11 protein-coding genes are annotated in these 20,364 nt (G+C 61.7%); 3 read left to right on the forward strand and 8 right to left on the reverse strand.

The features are described from left to right. Nucleotides 1-335: 335 nt before the first annotated feature. Nucleotides 336-644: a DUF6124 family protein gene (locus ACK3BK_RS09575; RefSeq protein WP_186709216.1), complete on the reverse strand. Its 309-nt coding sequence runs from the start codon at nt 642-644 to the stop codon at nt 336-338. Between the two features lie 130 nt (nt 645-774). Here ACK3BK_RS09575 and ACK3BK_RS09580 point away from each other — a divergent pair, with 130 nt between their 5' ends. Next, complete coding sequence (locus ACK3BK_RS09580; protein WP_411384173.1) at nt 775-1,434, forward strand: S24 family peptidase; 660 nt, start codon at nt 775-777, stop codon at nt 1,432-1,434. Nucleotides 1,435-1,530: 96 nt separating this feature from the next. Here ACK3BK_RS09580 and ACK3BK_RS09585 read toward each other — a convergent pair whose 3' ends face one another. The 4 genes from ACK3BK_RS09585 to ACK3BK_RS09600 are packed head-to-tail and all read right to left on the reverse strand — an operon-like array spanning nt 1,531 to nt 7,089. Next, entirely contained in the window at nt 1,531-3,486 is a 1,956-nt protein-coding gene (locus ACK3BK_RS09585) for an acetyl/propionyl/methylcrotonyl-CoA carboxylase subunit alpha (RefSeq protein ID WP_411384174.1), read from the reverse strand. Next, nucleotides 3,483-4,295, reverse strand: coding sequence for a gamma-carboxygeranoyl-CoA hydratase (locus ACK3BK_RS09590; RefSeq protein WP_186669496.1), 813 nt, complete (start codon nt 4,293-4,295; stop codon nt 3,483-3,485). The genes ACK3BK_RS09585 and ACK3BK_RS09590 overlap by 4 nt, the downstream gene beginning before the upstream one ends. A 3-nt stretch (nt 4,296-4,298) precedes the next feature. After that, nucleotides 4,299-5,906, reverse strand: a complete 1,608-nt coding sequence (locus ACK3BK_RS09595; RefSeq protein ID WP_411384175.1) for a carboxyl transferase domain-containing protein — start codon at nt 5,904-5,906, stop codon at nt 4,299-4,301. A 19-nt stretch (nt 5,907-5,925) separates the two neighbouring features. Next, nucleotides 5,926-7,089, reverse strand: coding sequence for an isovaleryl-CoA dehydrogenase (locus ACK3BK_RS09600; RefSeq protein WP_186669492.1), 1,164 nt, complete (start codon nt 7,087-7,089; stop codon nt 5,926-5,928). Between the two features lie 279 nt (nt 7,090-7,368). Between ACK3BK_RS09600 and ACK3BK_RS09605 the strand changes: the two genes are divergently transcribed. Further along, the gene (locus tag ACK3BK_RS09605; RefSeq protein WP_411384176.1) at nt 7,369-9,033 is read left to right on the forward strand and encodes an AMP-binding protein; all 1,665 of its coding nucleotides are present in this window, start codon (nt 7,369-7,371) and stop codon (nt 9,031-9,033) included. Nucleotides 9,034-9,094: 61 nt separating this feature from the next. Here ACK3BK_RS09605 and ACK3BK_RS09610 read toward each other — a convergent pair whose 3' ends face one another. The 3 genes from ACK3BK_RS09610 to ACK3BK_RS09620 all read right to left on the reverse strand — a co-directional run bounded on the left by ACK3BK_RS09610 (nt 9,095) and on the right by ACK3BK_RS09620 (nt 18,162). Then, nucleotides 9,095-9,301 (reverse strand): hypothetical protein, encoded by a 207-nt coding sequence (locus ACK3BK_RS09610; protein WP_411384177.1) that lies wholly within the window; start codon nt 9,299-9,301, stop codon nt 9,095-9,097. 49 nt (nt 9,302-9,350) lie between these two features. Then, nucleotides 9,351-17,690 carry a neuraminidase-like domain-containing protein gene (locus ACK3BK_RS09615; protein ID WP_411384178.1) on the reverse strand — a complete coding sequence of 2,780 codons (8,340 nt, stop codon included), beginning with the start codon at nt 17,688-17,690 and terminating at the stop codon, nt 9,351-9,353. A 310-nt stretch (nt 17,691-18,000) separates the two neighbouring features. Next, the gene (locus ACK3BK_RS09620; protein ID WP_186669484.1) at nt 18,001-18,162 is read right to left on the reverse strand and encodes a hypothetical protein; all 162 of its coding nucleotides are present in this window, start codon (nt 18,160-18,162) and stop codon (nt 18,001-18,003) included. Nucleotides 18,163-18,301: 139 nt separating this feature from the next. Between ACK3BK_RS09620 and ACK3BK_RS09625 the strand changes: the two genes are divergently transcribed. Then, the gene (locus tag ACK3BK_RS09625) at nt 18,302-20,335 is read left to right on the forward strand and encodes an alpha-1,4-glucan--maltose-1-phosphate maltosyltransferase (RefSeq protein WP_411384179.1); all 2,034 of its coding nucleotides are present in this window, start codon (nt 18,302-18,304) and stop codon (nt 20,333-20,335) included. Nucleotides 20,336-20,364: the final 29 nt, after the last annotated feature.

The raw sequence follows: 20,364 nt of genomic DNA on the forward strand, positions 1-20,364 counted from the left end.
CTGTAACACGCATTCACGAATTGACACACCTTTGCTATCATCGCGGCCATTCAACGCGGTAACCCTTCTTCATTAGCCTGAAGAGCCAAAAAAAATGACCCGGCAAAAAGCCGGGTCAAAAACCGTGATTAGCCTGATGAGGAGATAATCTGAGCGCCCGACCTGAGGGCTCCAGGTTATCCAGCGGGTCTCGCGACCTGCTGAGTGCAATAATAATCGTTATCATTTGCAAGTCAAATGATTTTTCTGTCCTCCAGAAAAATAATTTCTTGCGCACTTCCTCTGTCCGGCAACCGGGCAGTGTCAGTTACCCGGTCATCACGTACTCCCGTCTTTCACAGCCCTTGTGGCGCATGCCGTTGCTCCAGCATCGCGCGGGCCATGTTCACCATATGCATCAATGCGAACAGCACCTCGCGGGTCGTGCCCTGTTGGTGGCTGCCGGTCTCTTGTGCCGTGGCTGCTGCGCAGCGCAGCAGGGCCATGGCGTGGGCGCTGGCCTGCTCTGGGGAGACCTCCTCGCGAAGGGTCCAGGGCACGCTGTCGATGCTGGTGTGGGGGGGCGTCGGGTTGAGGTAGTAATCGAGTGCGCGACGCGCGGCCTCACTGTCCAAATCCTTTTCTGGATGTGTCATCGGTTTCATCCTGTTACCTGTTGAGCGTGATAGGGAAATCAGTACACTCGAATACTAATACGAAAAGTACTTATAACTATCAGATTAATAATACAATATGTGTATTGAGCGCTGATGGGCAGTCCGTATCGTGCGGGCGATGGAAAAATGGATCGCGCTGGTCAAGCAAAGGATGCGGGAGCTGGGGCTTTCGCAGGAACAACTCGCCGAACGTGTTGGGGTGACCCAGGGCGGTGTCGGCCATTGGCTGCGTGGCACCCGTCAGCCGAAGGTGGGCATGATGAACCAGGTCCTGCAGGCCCTGGGGATGGCGCACCTGCATGTTTCGCTGCGCATGGTACGCATCGACCAACTGGCCGAGCCCAATGGCACCTACGCCGCCGAGGCAGGCGGGGATGACGACGACCTGCTGCAGTACATCATGTGCTTCCGCTACCCGGTGCTGGCCTGGACCGAGCTGGACGGGCCGTGGCCCGAGGGGTGCATCGTCTATGAGCAGACCGACTACCCGGCGCTGGGCAAGGCATTCTGGTTGCCGGTCGAAGGCGACCTGATGAGCGCCGCCACCGGCCCCAGCGTGCCCGAGCAAACGCTGGTGCTGGTGGATCCTGGGGTGCCGGCGGCGCCAGGCAAACTGGTGATCGCCCGGCAGAAGGGCACCTCGGCGATGTTCCGGCAGTTGGTCGAGGATGGCGGGCAGCGGTATCTCAAACCGTTGAACCCGACCTACCCGAAGCTGCTGTGCGGCGAGGATTTCGAAGTGCTGGGCGTGGTGGTGAGGTCGCACGGGCGGCATTGAGCCCGCCCGGCCATGTGGTGCGGCTAGTCTTCATCCAGGCGCGGAAAACCAGCGCAATCCCTGCAGGAGCGGCACATGGCCGCTCCTGCAGGGCACTCAGCTCTCTTCCAGTTCCACCAGCACCGTCCCTTCGCTAACCATGTCGCCTTCCTGGCAGAACAGCGCCTTCACGATCCCCGCCTGCGGTGCACGAATACTGTGCTCCATCTTCATCGCCTCCAGCACCACCAGCGCCGTTCCGGCTTCCACTGCCTGACCCGCTTCGACCAGCACGCGCACGATGCTGCCGTTCATGGGCGCGCCAAGCCCCCCCTGATGGCCATGGCTGGCCTCGGCGGCGGCAATCGGATCGAACGCCGTGACTGCGTGCAGTTCGCCCGCCCATTGCAGGTACAGCACGCCCTCGCGACGAATGGCCAGGTAGCGCCGCCGCAGGCCATCCTGGTCCTGCACCAGTTGCTCGCCGAGCAGTTGGAACGCTGAGGGCGCGCTGTTCTGCAGCGCCACGGCCTGGTCCTGACCCTCGCATGACAGATGCAGGCTGCTGCGGGCTGGCAGGCCCAGGCGCAAGCCATCGCAGCGGGCCCAGGGCGAGTTGCCGTCGTCTGTGCGACGTCGTGGCGAGCCGCTCTGCAGCCAGGCTTCGGCAGCGGCTTGCCAGAACAGCGCCGGACGCTCGCCGGTGGCGGGCAGCAGCACTTCGTGATGACGGCCAATGAAGCCGGTATCCAGTTCGGCGGCCGCGAAGGCCGGATGGGCGAGGATGCGCCGCAGGAAGGCGATGTTGGTTTTCAAGCCGCCGATGGCGAACTCGTCGAGCATGGCCAGTAGTCGCAAGCGCGCCTGTTCGCGATCCTGTCCCCAGGCGATCAGCTTGCCCAGCATCGGGTCGTAGAACGGCGAGATCACATCGCCCTCGCTGACCCCGCTGTCGACCCGGCGCCCTTCGCCTGGCGCCGATTCGCGGTACAGCGCCAGGGTGCCGGTGGCCGGCAGGAAGTCATTGGCCGGATCTTCCGCATACAGCCGCACCTCGATGGCATGGCCAACCAGCGGCACCTGCTCCTGGGTGATCGGCAAGGCCTCGCCGCAAGCGACACGGATCTGCCAGGCCACCAGGTCCAGCCCGGTGATCGCCTCGGTGACCGGGTGTTCGACCTGCAGGCGGGTGTTCATTTCCATGAAGAAGAACTCGCCGCGGGCATCGAGCAGGAACTCCACGGTGCCAGCGCCGACATAACCGATGGCCTGGGCCGCGCGCACCGCCGCCTCACCCATGGCTTGGCGCAGTTGCGCCGACAAGCCTGGGGCCGGAGCCTCTTCGACAACCTTCTGGTGGCGACGCTGGATCGAGCAGTCGCGTTCGTTGAGGTACAGGCAATGGCCGTGTTGGTCGGCGAACACCTGGATTTCCACGTGCCGCGGCTTGAGCACGTACTTTTCCACCAACATTCGCGCATCGCCGAACGACGACTGCGCCTCGCGTTGTGCCGAGGCCAGGGCGTCGGCCAGCTCGCTCTCCTGCTCGACCACCTTCATGCCCTTGCCGCCACCCCCGGCACTGGCCTTGAGCAGCACCGGATAACCAATGCGTTCGGCAGCGGCACGGAAGGTCTCCAGGTCCTGGGCGTCACCGTGATAGCCGGGCACCAGCGGCACCCCGGCGGCTTCCATCAGGGCCTTGGCCGCCGACTTGCTGCCCATGGCATCGATGGCGCTGGCCGGTGGGCCGAGGAAGATCAGCCCGGCCTGCTCGATGGCGCGGGCAAAGCCTGCGTTCTCGGAAAGAAAGCCGTAGCCGGGATGGATCGCCTGTGCGCCACTGGCCTTGGCTGCAGCGATCAGCTTGTCGATCACCAGGTAGCTGTCGGCGGCCTTGGTGCCGCCCAGGTCGACGCGGATATCGGCTTCGCGGCTGTGCCGGGCGTCACGGTCGGTGGCGCTGTGCACTGCGACGGTGGTCAGGCCCATGGCCTTGGCGGTGCGCATCACCCGACAGGCGATCTCGCCGCGGTTGGCGACCAGCAGGGTGGTCAGCGGGGGGTGGCTCATGGGCGAGGTTCCTTGTCGACGGGCTGCCAGGCGGGGCGGCGTTTTTCCAGGAAGGCGCTCAGGCCCTCCTGGCCTTCGGGGCTGACACGAATGCGGGCGATGGTGTTCTCGGTGTAGCGGCGCAGGGCAGGGCTCAGTTCGCCATCGTCCACCTCGCGCAGCAGGTCCTTGGTGGCGCGCAGGGCCTGAGGGCTGTTGAGCAGCAGGTTGTCGATCCAGGCCTGGACCTGGGTGTCCAGTTCGCTGGCAGGGTACACCTCGGCCAGCAGGCCCAGCTCGCGGGCGCGCGCACCACTGAAGCGCTCGGCGGTCAGGGCATAGCGGCGAGCGGCACGCTCACCGATGGCCTTGACCACGAACGGGCTGATCACTGCCGGTGCCAGGCCGATGCGGACCTCCGACAGACACAGCTGTGCATCTTCAGCGCCGATGGCCATGTCGCAGCAACTGATCAGGCCCAGCGCACCACCGAATGCGGCGCCCTGGACCACGGCCAGGGTTGGCGCCTTTAGCCGATGCAGCGCGTACATCAGCTCGCCCAGTTCATGGGCGTCGTCCAGGTTGGTATTGAAGTCCAATTGCGCCGACTGCTGCATCCAGGCCAGATCAGCACCGGCGCTGAAGTGCCGGCCACGGCCACGCAGCAGCACGAAGCGCAGGCGGCTGTCTTCGCCCAGTTGGTCGATGGCAACGATCAGCTCGCGAATCATCTGGGCGTTGAAGGCGTTGTTCTTGTCTTCCCGGCTCAGCCACAGGGTGGCGAAGCCGCGAGGGTCCTTTATCACTTCGAGGGTGGCAAAATCGCTCATGGGTCACATCCGGAAAATGCCGAAGCGGCTCTGTTCGATCGGGGCGTTCAGCGCGGCGGACAAGGCAAGGCTCAGCACTTCACGGGTTTGCGCCGGGTCGATGACGCCGTCATCCCACAGCCGGGCGCTGGAATAGTAAGGGTGGCCCTGGCGCTCGTACTGGTCGAGGATCGGCTGCTTGAGCTGCTTTTCGTCCTCGGCGCTGAACACCTCGCCACTGCGCTCGCACTGCTCGCGCTTGACCTGGGCCAGCACGCCGGCGGCCTGTTCGGCACCCATCACGCCAATTCGCGCGTTGGGCCACATCCACAGGAAGCGCGGATCGTAGGCGCGCCCGCACATGCCGTAGTTGCCAGCACCGAAGCTGCCGCCGATGATCACCGTGAACTTCGGCACCTGGGCGCAGGCCACTGCGGTCACCAGCTTGGCGCCGTGCTTGGCGATACCGCCTTCCTCGTATTTCTTGCCGACCATGAAGCCCGTGATGTTCTGCAGGAACAACAGCGGGATGCCGCGTTGGCAGGCCAGTTCGATGAAGTGCGCGCCTTTTTGCGCAGCCTCGGCAAAGAGGATGCCGTTGTTGGCCAGGATCGCTACCGGGTAGCCGTGCAGGTGGGCGAAACCGCACACCAGGGTGGTGCCGAACAGGGCCTTGAATTCATCGAACACGGAGCCATCGACCAGGCGCGCGATGATCTCGCGCACATCGAACGGTTGCTTGGCATCGGCCGGCACCACGCCGTACAGCTCCTGGGCGTCGTACAGCGGTGCGATCGGTGCCTGGCATTGCAGGCGTCCGAGTTTGTGCCAGTTGAGGTTGGCCACGCTGCGCCGGGCGATCGCCAGGGCATGCTCGTCGTTGTCGGCATAGTGGTCGGCCACGCCGCTGGTGCGGCAATGCACATCGGCGCCGCCCAGGTCTTCGGCGCTCACCACCTCGCCGGTGGCGGCCTTCACCAGCGGCGGGCCGGCGAGGAAGATGGTCGCCTGCTGGCGCACCATGATCGCTTCGTCGGCCATCGCCGGCACATAGGCGCCACCTGCGGTGCACGAGCCCATCACCACGGCGATCTGCGCAATGCCCAGGGCGCTCATGTTGGCCTGGTTGAAGAAGATCCGTCCGAAGTGCTCACGATCCGGGAACACTTCGTCCTGGCGTGGCAGGTTGGCGCCGCCGGAGTCGACCAGGTAGATGCACGGCAGGCGATTCTGCAGGGCGATGGTCTGCGCGCGCAGGTGTTTCTTCACGGTCAGCGGGTAGTAGGAGCCGCCTTTGACCGTGGCGTCGTTGGCCACGATCATGCACTCGACCCCTTCGACGCGGCCGATGCCGGCGATCACGCCTGCTGCCGGCACGTCTTCGCCATACACCTCATGGGCGGCGAGCTGGCCGATCTCGAGAAACGCCGAGCCCGGGTCGAGCAGGCGGTCGATGCGCTCGCGCGGCAGCAGCTTGCCGCGCGAGGTATGGCGCTGCTGGGCCTTGGGCCCGCCGCCCTGGCTGACCTGGGCCAGCAGGGTGCGCAGGGCATCGACCTGTTCGAGCATGGCCGCGCTGTTGCTGGCGAACTCAGCCGAGCGCGGGTTGATCTGGGTGTGCAGGGTAGCCATGGACGCCAGCTCCTTGTGCTCAGCGGGTTTCGTTGAACAGTTCGCGGCCGATCAGCATCCGGCGAATTTCGCTGGTGCCGGCACCGATCTCGTAGAGTTTGGCGTCACGCAGCAGGCGGCCGGCCGGGAATTCGTTGATGTAGCCGTTGCCGCCGAGAATCTGGATCGCTTCCAGGGCCATCTGCGTAGCGCGTTCGGCGGTGTAGAGGATCACCCCGGCGGCGTCCTTGCGCGTGGTCTCGCCACGGTCGCAGGCCTGGGCCACGGCGTAGAGGTAGGCGCGGCTGGCGTTGAGCTGGGTGTACATGTCGGCGATCTTGCCCTGGATCAGCTGGAATTCGCCGATGCTCTGGCCGAACTGCTTGCGATCGTGGATGTAGGGCACCACCAGGTCCATGCAGCTCTGCATGATGCCGGTCGGTCCGCCCGAGAGCACCACGCGCTCGTAGTCCAGGCCGCTCATCAGCACACGCACACCGCCATTGAGCTGGCCGAGGATGTTTTCTTCCGGCACTTCGACGCCATCGAAGAACAGCTCGCAGGTGTTGGAGCCGCGCATGCCCAGCTTGTCGAACTTGTTGCTGCGCGAGAAGCCCTTCCAGTCACGTTCGACGATGAATGCGCTGATGCCGTGCGGGCCCTTGTCCAGGTCGGTCTTGGCGTAGATCACGTAGGTGTTGGCGTCGGGGCCGTTGGTGATCCAGGTCTTGCTGCCGTTGAGTACATAGCGGTCGCCGCGTTTCTCGGCGCGCAATTTCATCGACACCACGTCGGAGCCGGCATTGGGCTCGCTCATGGCCAGGGCGCCGATGTGCTCGCCGCTGATCAGCTTGGGCAGGTACTTCAGCTTCTGTTCATGGGTGCCGTTGCGGTTGATCTGGTTGACGCAGAGGTTGGAGTGGGCGCCATAGGACAGTGCCACCGAGGCCGAGGCGCGGCTGATCTCTTCCATCGACACCACATGGGCCAGGTAGCCCAGGCCTGCGCCGCCATATTCCTCCGCGACGGTGATGCCCAGCAGGCCCATGTCGCCGAACTTGCGCCACATGTCGGCGGGGAACAGGTTGTCGTGGTCGATCTGCGCCGCGCGCGGGGCGAGTTCGGCGGCAGCGAAGGTGCGTACCTGGTCGCGGAGCATGTCGATGGTCTCGCCCAGGGCGAAGTTCAGGGTCGGGTAATGCATGGGGGCACCTTGTTGTTCTTGAAATTCGAGGTACTGCACCGACCCTGTGGGAGCGGGCTTGCCCGCGATGCCCGTCAGAACGGCCAGCGCTGTTGTCTGGTCCGGCCTCATCGCGGGCAAGTCCGCTCCCACAGGGTCGGTGCTCGTGGTTGACGTTAACGTAAACCTGCCTTTCCGGGCTGTCAATTGGATCATCACCTTTACGTAAACGTAAATCTGCGCCAGAGTAATTGCCGCTTGCTTCAGTCATGCCCAGAACAACCACAAGAAGGGACACTCATGAGTCAACCAAGCTACACCCGCGGCCGCCAGGACCGGCCTCTGCTGACCCAGACCATCGGCCAGGCGTTCGATGCCACCGCCGCCCGCTGGCCCGAGCGCGAGGCCCTGGTGGTGCGTCACCAAGGCCTGCGCTATAGCTGGCGCGCGTTGGCCGAGCAGGTCGAGGTGCATGCCAGGGCCCTGATTGCCCTGGGCGTGGCCAGTGGCGATCGCGTCGGTATCTGGGCGCCTAACTGCGCCCAGTGGTGCATCCTGCAGATCGCCACGGCGAAGGTCGGCGCGATCCTGGTCAACATCAACCCGGCGTACCGGGTGGGCGAGCTGGAGTATGTGTTGCGTCAGTCCGGCTGCAGCTGGCTGGTGTGTGCCGATGCCTTCAAGTCGTCCGACTATCACGCGATGGTCCAGGAAATGCTGCCCGAGCTGGGTGCGCAGCCGCTGGCGAGTGAACGCCTGCCGGACCTGCAGGGCGTCATCAGCCTGTCGTCGCACCCGCCCGAAGGCTTTCTGCCCTGGGATGCACTGGCCGAACGGGCAGGGCAGGTCGATGCCCAGGCGTTGCAGGCGAGGCAGCAGGGCTTGCAGTTCGACCAGGCGGTGAACATCCAGTACACCTCCGGCACCACTGGCGCGCCGAAAGGCGCCACGCTCAGCCACTACAACATCCTCAACAACGGCTTCATGGTCGGCGAAAGCCTGGGCCTGAGCGAACGGGACCGCATGGTGATCCCGGTGCCGCTGTACCACTGCTTTGGCATGGTCATGGCCAACCTGGGTTGCATCACCCACGGCAGCACCATGATCTACCCCAACGACGCCTTCGATCCCGAGTTGACGCTGCAGGCCGTGGCCGAAGAGCGTGCCAGCATCCTCTATGGCGTGCCGACCATGTTCATCGCCATGCTCGACCACCCGTCGCGCAGCACCCTGGACCTCTCGACCCTGCGCAGCGGCATCATGGCCGGTGCCACCTGCCCGATCGAGGTGATGCGCCGGGTGATCGAGCAGATGCACATGGGTGAGGTGCAGATCGCCTACGGCATGACCGAGACCAGCCCGGTGTCGCTGCAGACAGGCCCGGATGACGAGCTGGAACTGCGCGTGACCACGGTCGGGCGCACGCAGCCGCAACTGGAGACCAAGCTGGTGGACGCGCACGGCGCCATCGTCCCGCGTGGCGAGATCGGCGAGCTCTGCACCCGCGGCTACAGCGTGATGCTCGGTTACTGGGATAACCCCGAAGCCACTCAACAGGCGATCGATCCGGCGCGCTGGATGCGCACGGGTGACCTGGCGGTGATGGACGAACAGGGCTATGTGCGCATCGTCGGGCGCAACAAGGACATGATCATTCGCGGCGGCGAGAATATCTATCCGCGAGAGCTCGAGGAGTTTTTCCATACCCACCCGGCGGTTGCCGATGCTCAGGTGATCGGCATCCCTTGCAGCCGCTATGGTGAGGAGGTCGTGGCCTGGATCAAGCTGCACCCCGGGCACAGCGCCACGGTCGAGGACTTGCAGGCCTGGTGCAAGGCACGCATCGCGCACTTCAAGGTGCCGCGGCATTTCCGCTTCGTCGAAGCGTTCCCGATGACGGTGACCGGCAAGGTGCAGAAGTTCCGCATGCGCGAGATCAGCATGGCGGAAATTGGGGCGCGATGATAATCGAACTCCTTCTCCGCCAACCCGTCAGGCAGGAGAAGGAGTGCAGATCAAAAAAACATCATAGTAAATTGGCCAATGACTCGATGGTGTCTCCCTGTTCCAGTTCGCCGGCAGACAGGTCGACGTCAAATTCGCTTTTCAAATGAAGTGCAAGCTTGTTATCGTTGCCAATTATTTCCCTGATAAGCGTATCGTTATTGAGGTCGCTGATTTTCTTGCCGTACTTGTTGGCGAGCAGTACTTTGAGTTTTTTCAGGTTATCCATGATGCCTCCTGCGTCTGGTGACAGTATGAGTCTGGGGGGAGAGGAAGTGCTATCGACCCTTCGAGATGTTGGTGATTGCTGATGTGTTTATGGTTAGGGTACTAACCTTATAATAACTTCGTATTTCCAGTTTTGCCTCGGTACCATCAATGCTTAGTAACTTGCCGGTTGCCAGATTGGCACCGTATTGGCTTGTGTAGTGAATTCTGATGTTATCAACGCCTTTCCATGCTTGCGCTTGTTTCACAAGTTCTGCCAGTTTTTCTTTTTTGGCTTTCAGAGACTCTGCAGCTTTGCGCGCCGAGGCCGCACTTTGCGCAGCCTTCTGCGCCTGTTCGGCGGCTTGCTTTGCCTTGCTGGCCTGGGTAACGGTTTCCTCATACTGCTTGGATTTCGCTGCGGCGTCGGCAGCTGTCCGCGCTGTTGTTGCTCGCCTGGCAGCTTCTTGCGCTTCGTTCACGGCATCGTTGGCTTTTTTGGCCTCAGCCGCCGCTTCGGGGGTTGAAAGGACGGGCACCTTGGCATCGGCCTCGGCGGCGTTGACGGCCTTTTGTGCCGCGAGTTCGTCTTGTTTGGCTGCAGAGACAGCAGCGGTTGCGGCGTCTTTGCGCTTAGCCTCGACGGCTTTCTGGGCTGCTTCGGCTTCGCGTTTTGCCTTGGCAGCTTTTTCGGCTGCCTCTGCGATGCGTTTTGCCTTGGCGGCTTGTTGGGCCAGCTGCGCCTGGCGTTTTGCTTCGGCCGCAGTCGCTGCGTCGGCTTTACGTTTTGCTTCGGCTGCTGCTGCGTCGGCTTTACGTTTTGCTTCGGCTGCTGCTGCGTCGGCTTTACGTTTTGCTTCGGCGGTCGCTGCCGCGTCGGTTTTATGTTCTGCCTCTGGCTTTCTGGATGCCGCGTCGGCCTTATTTTCCGTCTCTGGCTTTCTGCCAGCCCCGTTTTTGGCATCTACGTCCGCTGTGGTCTTCGCCATTAGCGCTTTGACCTCTTTTCTGAACGACTCCCCGCCATCCATTGCGGTGTAACTGATCTCGACCTCGATATCGGTGACCAGGCAATTACCATCAGGATCATACAGAGGCGCCCTTTTATTGTTGTTGGCCTGGTCGGCGTTCGGGAACGACAGTACCCAGCTCGAGATAGCGCCTGTGCCCTCGAAGGGTTGATAGCGTGTTTCATCCTTGGGTGAGGGCTGCAGATCGAAGTTTCGGGTGGTCTCCTTGGCCGACCATATAGCCGCTTGTTGGTTCGGTCGAAGGTCACGCAGCAAGCTGTCCTCGCTACCTTCGGTGGCTGAGTAGAGTCGCTGTGCGCCTGCGCTTTCATTGCTGAGCAGGACGATGTTCTTGGTCTGGGTCAGCATGGCTGAGACTGGGCCGGACAAAGATTTCTTACCGTTCTTGAACGTCAGCACGATTCGCTCGATCCGGCGCAGGTACTGGCCTGGATACTGTTCGTCGAAATGCCGGGCGGTCAGGTCGAAGGGCACTTCGCCGGCCTTCAGATGCTTGTGCAATTCTTCGGTGGTCCAGGCCATGCAAGTACAAAGCGATAGGTCGAGGCGGATATCCAGTGGGCGTTCGTTGTTGCTGATCGCCGCCACGTCCATTTGTATCAGGTCGCGCTCCAGCGCTTCACCGGCGAGCATGCCGCGCCAGTTGTCGAGCCAGCCGTCGGTACGGATCCAGGTGCTTCTGAAATCCCCCAACTCGTATTGCAGGCAGGCTTCTGCCATCAGGCACAGCGACACTGTGGCGTCGTAGGCACTGCTGTAGATGCCCGACAACCTTCCGATCAGCCACAGGTAGGTCGGATGGCTCGAGAAGACCGTGGTCATGACTTCGTATTCGGCGCGGTGTGCCGCTAGCGTCGCCCTCGCTTCCTCAACGGCGATCCCGGCGGCGCGGACATGGATGTCCTGTTCCTGCAATTGCTTTTCCAGCACCTGCAGCTCCAGTTGCGCCTGATCTGCCTGGAATTGCCACTCCTGAGCGCGGAGTTGGTAGTCAGCCTGCAGGCGAAGTTCGTCCTTGGTCATGTCGGCTATTTCGCTAAACATCCTGAAACAGGTTCCGCTTGCAGCGGCCCCCCTGCCCGGTCGGTTACCACCAAACGCCAAACCAAAGACGGTGGGAATGGCGGCATCGATGGCGCCTGAGGTGGCCTCCATGGAGATTGCCACGCCAAGAGACAGCCGTGACATGTAGCCGAATGCACGCGATGCATGCTCCAGGTCGGTGATCCCTTCATCGACCAGCCCTTGGTAATAGTTCAAACGCTGCTGGATCATTTGTTTGCTCGAGAGCAGGGTATCCCGACCTCGTTTCGCCGATTCCAGCGCCTGCTCCTGCAGGCGATAAGGGAAGTCGAGCAACTTGATGAGGTTGGCTTTGCCGAGCACGGCCAGTTGCAGGGCGCTCTCACGATCGTAGAAACGCGTCATCGTCTGCCCCAGTTCGATCAGTTGCAGTACGGCTGCGTCGGCGCTCTTGCGCACCTCGGCGTAGCGGCAGGGCGGTACGGGGCGCGCCACGGGGATGGCCGGGTCTGTGTCTAGACTGGCGCTGGGATAGCCGAGACTCGGCGGATTGAACACATTGGGATCCTGCAGTACTGAGGCCGGCTTGCCATCCAGGGTCAGGCCGTGGCGCAGGTTGAACAGGCGGTTGCGCAGCAAGTTGCGCAACTCCACCAGCTTGCCGTTAAGCGGTGGTACGAAATTCGTGATTCGGGCATCGGCCAACGACAGTGCCTGTGCCGGGGCGGTGGAAAATTGCTCCGGCAGCACGCCGATCAGGCGCAGGGCCTTGTCGTAGCAGATCGCAGCCTCGACCAGGGTATCGCGGGTCAACTGGCGGTACAGGTCGTCGCCCTGGCGCTGCCAGCTCTCGGCCACGAACAGATGCAGGGCCTTGCGGTAGCGTTCGGGGGCGGCATAGCCCAGCAGGTCGGGGTCGTTGACCGTCTCATCCGTACCATGGGCGGCGGGAGCGCTCAGCGGCTGGCTCAACCAATACAGTGGTGGATGGTTGCCCGAGCTCGGGGTCCAGGTACGGTAGGGGTCGAACAGATAGCGTGTGCACCAGCGCCAAGCCTCGCGATACTCGCGGTTCTGGCGCAGTTGCCAGGCCACCAGGAAGGGCGCGTGGAAGAACAGTTCCCAGAAGTACAGGCCGTTGGCACCGCGAAAATCGACGGTGGTAGCTGTGCTGCCCGCTTCCAGCCGGGGTTCGGGAAGGCATTGGGCTTGCCACGACAACGCAGCTTCCACGGACTGAGTGGCCAATGCAACCAGTTGCTTGCCGAACAGGGTGTTGAGCCGCAGGCTCTGAATGGCCAGCGCTTGGCCGGTGGGCGCCTTCCGGTTGGCTTCATGCAGGTCCAGGTACAGCGCCTGCTCGCTGTTGCGCAGGATCTGGACGCTGGGGACAGCGTCGTCGTCCAGGGTTTTCAATGCATACCCTTGGGACAGTGAGCCGAGCAGTTCCCTGCCGTCATACAGCTCAAGCTTATGGGTGAACCGGGTAATTTCGCTGCTGATCGGGACCCGGTAATCGATCTGGCCACGGCCGTCGGCAATGAGTACGTCTTCCAATACCAACAAGTGGTTGGGATCGAGGCACAAGAGGATTCTGCGGCAAGCCTCAGGGTGCAGGTGGCGTAAGCGAACGGCCGCGTCCAGTGCGATACCGTTAGGCGCGGAGCCGATATCCGCGAGTATGGCGGCGGTTTCCTCGTCGATGTAGGCGTTCATGACATCTGCATTATTGTTGGTTCGGGCCCGCGCGATGGCGTCGGCGACAGACAGGCGGGTATCGGCTCCGCCTTCCTCGGCCAGGCCCATTTTGCGGTTGTAGTCGTTCTGGGTGGTGTAGCGAACCTTGAGCAGGGTTCGGCTGAATGCTTGAAAGGCATCTTTGGTTGTGGCGTTTTTAGCGAAATCCTTCAGATCGTTCAGATTGAGCTCATTGAGTAGTGATTGCTCATGTTGGCTCAGTGCCCAGTTAGGCTTAATGTCGGGATCTATCGAGGTGGTCAGCAGGGCTCTGATTTTTTTAGCGCTAGCGACTTTAAGCTTCCTTCTTAGGACCTCTGCGCATGCGACTGCAACGTCCATGTTGTGCGGCTTTTGGACGCCGTTTAGTAGGGTGAGGTGTGTGCGTATACAGATGGGTTCTCGAGGGCGTTTCCAGTCCTGAGTGGTTGTGATGTATAATCCCTGGCCGAGATGGCAAAGAGAGCTGTCTTTTTCATTAAACTCGAGCCAAAGGTTTTTCTTTGAGTTGTGAGATGTCGAAAGTAATATGTATTTCGTTTCTTCGTTTTGCGTTAGGGTGGTGTGCTTTGCGAGGCTCGATATTATAGAGTCTCTTGTGGGGTTTGAGCGCTCTTCAAGTTTGAGTGATTCAACGGTTGAATGGCTCTTTTTGGTTTTGTCGAAGGTGATTAATTCGTTGATCTCAAAAGTTATTTCTTCGTTGTCAAAGGTGCCTTTAATGATGTTGGGTTCGAGTTCGTATTGGCCTGTTTTTGTTTTAAAGTGACTGTCTGACTTTACGGTGATTAACTGCTCTGTGTGATTGCCTTTCAATGTTGCTTCAATGTTTGCACGCCCTTTGTTTGTGACGTCGAGTCGAGTCTTGAACAACGCTTCTGCATGTGAGGTCCATGTAAACGCTTCGCTCCCTTCGTCACGTTCCTCCAGCGCCAAAACGGCCCCGACGTAAGGATGCTGAACCGTCCGCGGATCATGGAAGAACTGGACCCAGTCCTTGACCAAGGCTGCTTCGATGGGGCGCGAGCCCGAGCGTTGCGTATCCAGATGCTTGGGTTCGAGCAGCAGCAGGTCCTTCGAGACCAGGAAGTAATCGTGGTCGGGTTTCCAGTCAGCCTTGGCAGTGCCCTTCGCGAAATGATCCGGATGCGCATCGAACAGCATCACGGTCAGCCACGGATCATGCTGACGAATCCCCATGGTGTTGACCATTACGCACAAGCCTGGCACGAACGCCTTGGTCCTGAGCGATGGGTAGTTCTCTGCGGTGCCTAATGTTTGCTTTGGCGCGTTCTGCGTGAAATCGAAGGCAGCGCCGGGGCCTGTTCCGTCCAGGTGCAGCAATGTGTTAGCTGGGCTCCAGGCCCCATCGGTTTGCTGGAAAGCAAAGCAGACCTTCAACGGGTAATAACCACTGGGCTTGTTGTCTTTGCCCATTGCCAGGGCTGTCGCCCCCCACTCCACCCACACGGCGTAACGACGGCCGGCGATGATGACGGGGCGTATCAGTTCGATTCGCTCGCGTGCATCGTCGTCGTTCGAGCCGGTGATGTTCGGCAGCGTCGTCGTCGCCAGCTCACCGCTGACCGTCAGCGACAACTTCTGCCACTCTCCCCACGCCAGCATGCTGGGCGCGTTGTTCTGGTCGCGCTGGCTCATGTCCAGGGTGCGCCAGTAGTATTCCACCGGCTCGACGTTGCTCTTGCCGATGAAGTGATAGGTGTCGGTGAGCGGCGAGGTCCCATCGACATAGGCCGAAATCGGCTGGATGTTGCTCAGTTTCTCGAAGCTGCTCAAGTAGCTCACCATCGCTTGCTGGATATCCAGAGGCTGGCACTTGCCCTGGGCCAGGAGATTCTCCAGTTCGGTGAAGGCTGTGGTCTTGCGTATGCGGCGGGTCGGGTCGATAAAGTTGTGCGGCTCGTTGCGCACCTGCTGGCGCAACTTCCAGTTCTCGTAACGGCTGGCATACAGCTGCCATTCGTCGCGCTCGGCCTCGCTCAACTGGGTGTCGCGGTAACCTTTTTCCTGGCGTGAGTAGATCTGGTGCAGGTAACGCTGCGCGCTGGCGATGGCCGACATCAGGCGCGTGGTTTTCGGCTCGTGGGAAACCTGAGTATCAATCAGCAGATAATCAGCCAATGCCTGAGGGCTCTTGATCCAGCTACGCTGGCTGTCGGCGGGTACCCAGACGGCAAGCATCCAGTTCACCAGCGCATCGCGCCACGCCACGCTCAGTTGCTCATCGAGCGCCTTGCGCTGCTTGTCGGTGCAACTTTGCCGCACGGTTGTGGCTGCTTGTTGGAACGGGGCATGGTCGTGGGTGCCGGGCAGTTGGCGAAGTCCGACCAGGGCATCGACCGACAACCCATGCCGCTTCGACAGATCCAGCAACCGCAGCAGGCGGTCGAGCTCGCCTACCGTGGCAGGCGGTGAAAGCGTCGTCAGCCCCTCCAGGCTACCCTTGGCTTCGCCAAGGACGGCCTCCAGCGAGGCCCAGGCCCTGGCTTGATCGGCTGCGCTCTCAGGGTCGCTGGCAGTGCTCGCTCTGTCAGCCAGATAATCGAGCAAGGCGCTCTCGCTGTGCGTGCTCGGGCATCTTGTCAGTAGCGCTTTATAGCGGCTGAGCATATACACGACGCTGAGATCAAGCTCGCGCAAAACGGTGCCCGTCTCATCCAATAAATCGAAGTACTCAGGCTTTTCCAGCAGTTTGGTGATCGTGCCAGCGCTGAGCCCGAGCATTTTCACGAAAGCGGCGTGGCGGTCCAGCAAGGCCCAGTCGTTGAGGTCGTCTTCGGTGAAACAGTCGTCTATAGGTAAACGTTGGCCGTTGTAGCATTGCTGGAGGGTGGCTATGCGCCGACGAAACTCATTGGTGTCAAGGCCGACCCAGCGTAACAGTGGTAGTACCTGTGCCACGTTGTCCAACTGCAGGGCATGTTGCAACGCTGCCAGCAGTTGGGACTCATCGGAGATGACGGCCTCACAGATCGTTTTGCAGTGAGGGCGTAAAAGCGGTAGCTCAGTCTGTAGCGCCAGGTACAGTTGGTCAACGCTCCAGGGCTGCTGCTTCAGCCATTCCACGGTATCCATCACGGCGACGATCACATCGACGATATCCGCCTCTGACGGCTCCGCTGCAAGGCGGGGCCAGCCGGCCAGTTGCGTCATGCACGCAGGCTGCTCCTGCTCCAGCAGGGCAATGGCCAACAAGCCGGCCTCGACTGGCAAGCCGAACAGGCGAGGCAGTTGGGTCAAGCGATAACACGCCGAAACCACTGCCAGCGAGCGCATGGGCTTGTCCAGCCCCTGAGCCTTGATCACCTTGTTCAACACCGCGCACAGCACCGGCTCGCTGACCTTGAAGGCCAGGCACAGTTGCTTGACGGTGAGAATGTCGTCGGGGTTGTTGGATTGCGGGTCGAATGCCTGCCCATCCAGTTTCATGACGGCCAGTGCGCCGCCGCTGTCTTCGAGCGTAGCCGGGGCGAACAGTTGATCGTAGAACGGCCTTTCCCGGTCGGTGCCATAGACACTGATCTCACAGATCAACGCCGAATACTGCTGGGGGCCGATGTTGTACTTCTGCTGCAGATGGCGGAACAAGCCCAGTGCGCGCAAGGTATTGTCGGTGAGCGCGAAATCGTCCGTCGAGTCGTCAGACCAGATTGCAGCCATGACCAGCCAGTCGGCTTCACTGAAATTCAGTTTCAGGGCGCGCTGGATCACCAGGATGCGCTCCAGGCGGTACAGATGGTCGTCGGTGATGCCGCTGATTTCGACGCTCTTGTCGGAGGGGTCTGGCTGGGTGAGGTATAGCGCAGTATCACTCTGATTGACGTACTCGGCAGCGTAAACCGCGCTGGAGGGCAGGTAATGATCTGCGGCCCGCACATGCTGGCTGAGCCTGACCGTACTCTTGTACTCGCCAATGGCGCTGACGGCCAGAAGTTCGCGTAGTTCCTTGCGGGTCAGCGCCAGTGCCTTGCTCACGGCCTGGGTGGTGGTCAAGCCTTTGAGCGGGGAGTCCGCAGCACTGGGCTCGAGCAACCATGAGCGCAGCTGGGGGGAGAAACCGCTGCTCAAGGTGGTTGCCGCCCTCTGGGCTGACAGCGTGAGATGATCGAAGATGAATGCTGGCCACTCCAGTTCGGCGGCACGCAGTGCGTCCAGCAGCGGTAGCTGCTTGAGCGTCAGGGCTGCCTTCACCGACTCCCATGTCGCGTGGAAGGGTACACTGCCGAGATGCACCTTTGCCGCGACGGCCTCTTGCAGCGTTTGATCGTTCGGCAGCGCTTGCTGTGCATGCTGTTCCAACACGCCCAGCAGCAAGCGCAGGCTGGGCAAGACCTTTTTCGCGCTGCGCTCATCGAGCTTGAGTCGCATCAGGTCGGGGCGCCGCTGCTGCAAGGTGATCGGCGCCGTGACATCGGCACGGGTTTCCAGAGCCTCGATCATATCCTTGAGGTAGACCAGATATGCCGCCTGGCTGGTATTGGCCTGGAGTGCGCCGGGGGCGCAGCGCACAGTGTTGTCGGGGAACAGGTTGCTGTATGTGACTGTGTCCTTGCGCGAGCCAGGCGCGTTGCTCGTGGTTGGGCTGAATAGCTTGTTCATTGCGAATCACCATTGAAAGGAAATGTGACCACAGAGCCAGACAGCTCTCCAAGTATGTGTGCGACTTGAATGTAAGCCGTGCAGGTTGATTGCACACCTGGCAAAAATGCTAGGTGTGACCGCTCGTTACGGCGGGAGAATCAGAGGGGATAGATGGCAGGGAAGGCGCAGACGCAGACGCTGTTTTTCTGTGCGTGGCTACGCCTTCTGGTGACACTCGCAGAAATGCTTGGTGCGCCGGGTTTGGCTATGTGCGGGGCAGGTTACGGTCTGTCGCCGTGGAGTCGACAGTCCATAACCTTGTCTATCCTCAAGCTTTCACCGGCGGCTCCTGGCTCGGCGGATCACCTACCGTCGGTGGCACGGTCGGCTTGATCGGCAGTTCGTCCGGATCTTCCTCGGGCACCGGCGGCGGCAGCGCCGGGTCGTCGATGTTCGGATCGGGCGTCTCCGGTGGAGTGGGAATGTTCATGGCCTGACCTCGCGCAGTGGATGAAGAGGTTGTGCAGGCTTCGACCTGCCGTACCAGCCATTCGCTCAATTTTTTTGAACCCGCCGCGCACCCACGGCTCTGAACCCTTACCGCCACCAGCTTAGGGGAGCAAGGTTCGATGTCCGGTAATGAGCCCGTCGCAAAAGCGCCTTTCGAGCAAGTGCCCAAGGCCAACGATCATCCCGACCAGGCCATCAGCCTGTCCCAGGCCTTGCTGGCGCCACGCATCGTGATCGAGGACACCACTCCCGTACTCGACGGTGGCACCTTCGCGGCCAAGGCGGTAAGCGGACAGCCCGTGCAGGTGACCAGCAAGGTCTACAGCGACGGTCATGACCGCCTGGCGGTGGTCTTGCACTGGCGCCAGGCCCACAGCCGCCACTGGCATGGCGTGCCGATGACGTCGGCAGGCAATGACCTGTGGGTTGCCGAGTTCACGCCAGTGGAACTGGGCTTGCACCTGTTCGGCATCGAAGCCTGGATCGATCCCTACGCCACCTATTGCCACGACCTCGAGAAGAAGTACCACGCCGGTGTCGAGGTCAAGCTGGAGCTGGAGGAGGGCAGGCTGCTGCTGGGTAAGGGCATCGAGCGCAGCGAAGGGCCGTTGCGCGAGCAGCTCGAACAGTTGCAACAGCGTTTGCCGACGCTGGCACCGGACGAGCAGGTGGCGTTGCTGCTGAGCCCTGAAAGCGCCAGCCTGATGAGTCAGGCCGAACACCGCGCTTACCTGACTCGCAGCCCCGAGCTGCCGCTGGACGTGGACCGCGAGCGCGCCCTGTTTGCCAGCTGGTACGAACTGTTTCCGCGTTCGATCACCGACGATCCGGCGCGCCATGGCACCTTCGACGATGTGCACCAGCGCCTGCCGATGATCCGCGACATGGGCTTCGACGTGCTGTACTTCCCGCCCATTCACCCCATCGGCAAGCAGCACCGCAAGGGGCGCAACAACGCCTTGCAGGCAGGCCCCGACGACCCGGGCAGCCCCTACGCCATCGGCAGCCCCGATGGCGGCCATGACGCCATCCACCCGCAACTGGGCAGCCGCGAAGACTTCCGTCGGCTGGTCGCCGCCGCCGCCGAGCATGGTCTGGAAATCGCCCTCGACTTCGCCATCCAGTGTTCCCAGGACCACCCCTGGCTTACCGAACATCCTGGCTGGTTCAGTTGGCGCCCGGACGGCACCATTCGCTACGCCGAGAACCCGCCGAAAAAATACCAGGACATCGTCAACGTCGATTTCTATGCGCCTGACGCTGTCCCCTCGTTGTGGCTGGCACTGCGCGATGTGGTGGTCGGCTGGGTCGAGGAGGGCGTGCGCACCTTTCGCGTCGACAACCCGCACACCAAGCCGCTGCCCTTCTGGCAATGGCTGATCGCCAATGTGCGCAGCCAGTACCCTGATGTGATCTTCCTCGCCGAGGCGTTTACCCGCCCGGCGATGATGGCGCGCCTGGGCAAGGTCGGGTACGCGCAGAGCTACACCTATTTCACCTGGCGCAATACCAAGCAGGAGCTGCGCGAATACTTCGAGCAGCTCAACCAGCCGCCGTGGAGCCTGTGCTACCGACCGAACTTCTTCGTCAACACCCCCGACATCAACCCCTATTTCCTGCAGACCAGTGGGCGCGCCGGCTTTCTCATTCGCGCGGCGCTGGCGACCATGGGCTCGGGGCTGTGGGGCATGTACTCGGGGTTCGAGCTGTGCGAGGGCACGCCGTTGCCGGGCAAGGAGGAATACCTGGATTCGGAGAAGTACGAGATCCGCCCGCGCGACTTCACCGCGCCCGGCAACATCGTCGCCGAGATTGCCCAACTCAACCGTATTCGCCGACAGAACCGCGCCTTGCAGACGCATCTGGGCGTGGCCTTCTTCAACTGCTGGAACGACCAGATCCTGTATTTCGCCAAGCGCACGCCCGAGCGCGACAACTTTATCCTGATCGCCATCAGTCTCGATCCGTACAACGCCCAGGAGGCGCACTTCGAACTGCCGCTGTGGGAGCTGGGGCTCGATGACAACGCCGATACGCAAGGCGAGGACCTGATGACCGGCCACCGCTGGACCTGGCATGGCAAGACCCAGTGGATGCGCATCGAGCCCTGGCACCAGCCGTTCGGGATCTGGCGTATCGAGAAAGCTTTGTAAATGCAGGGGCCGCGTTGCGGCCCTTCGCG

This window comes from Pseudomonas sp. L7 (assembly GCF_046605565.1).
Classification (GTDB): Bacteria; Pseudomonadota; Gammaproteobacteria; order Pseudomonadales; family Pseudomonadaceae; genus Aquipseudomonas; species Aquipseudomonas wayambapalatensis.

What these genes read in the sequence shown, in the direction of transcription:
- ACK3BK_RS09625 (WP_411384179.1), top strand. Translation starts at nt 18,302, where the DNA reads ATGTCCGGTAATGAGCCCGTCGCAAAAGCGCCTTTCGAGCAAGTGCCC.
- ACK3BK_RS09580 (WP_411384173.1), top strand. Translation starts at nt 775, where the DNA reads ATGGAAAAATGGATCGCGCTGGTCAAGCAAAGGATGCGGGAGCTGGGG.
- ACK3BK_RS09620 (WP_186669484.1), bottom strand. Translation starts at nt 18,162, where the DNA reads ATGAACATTCCCACTCCACCGGAGACGCCCGATCCGAACATCGACGAC.
- ACK3BK_RS09575 (WP_186709216.1), bottom strand. Translation starts at nt 644, where the DNA reads ATGAAACCGATGACACATCCAGAAAAGGATTTGGACAGTGAGGCCGCG.
- ACK3BK_RS09600 (WP_186669492.1), bottom strand. Translation starts at nt 7,089, where the DNA reads ATGCATTACCCGACCCTGAACTTCGCCCTGGGCGAGACCATCGACATG.
- ACK3BK_RS09585 (WP_411384174.1), bottom strand. Translation starts at nt 3,486, where the DNA reads ATGAGCCACCCCCCGCTGACCACCCTGCTGGTCGCCAACCGCGGCGAG.
- ACK3BK_RS09590 (WP_186669496.1), bottom strand. Translation starts at nt 4,295, where the DNA reads ATGAGCGATTTTGCCACCCTCGAAGTGATAAAGGACCCTCGCGGCTTC.
- ACK3BK_RS09605 (WP_411384176.1), top strand. Translation starts at nt 7,369, where the DNA reads ATGAGTCAACCAAGCTACACCCGCGGCCGCCAGGACCGGCCTCTGCTG.
- ACK3BK_RS09595 (WP_411384175.1), bottom strand. Translation starts at nt 5,906, where the DNA reads ATGGCTACCCTGCACACCCAGATCAACCCGCGCTCGGCTGAGTTCGCC.
- ACK3BK_RS09610 (WP_411384177.1), bottom strand. Translation starts at nt 9,301, where the DNA reads ATGGATAACCTGAAAAAACTCAAAGTACTGCTCGCCAACAAGTACGGC.
- ACK3BK_RS09615 (WP_411384178.1), bottom strand. Translation starts at nt 17,690, where the DNA reads ATGAACAAGCTATTCAGCCCAACCACGAGCAACGCGCCTGGCTCGCGC.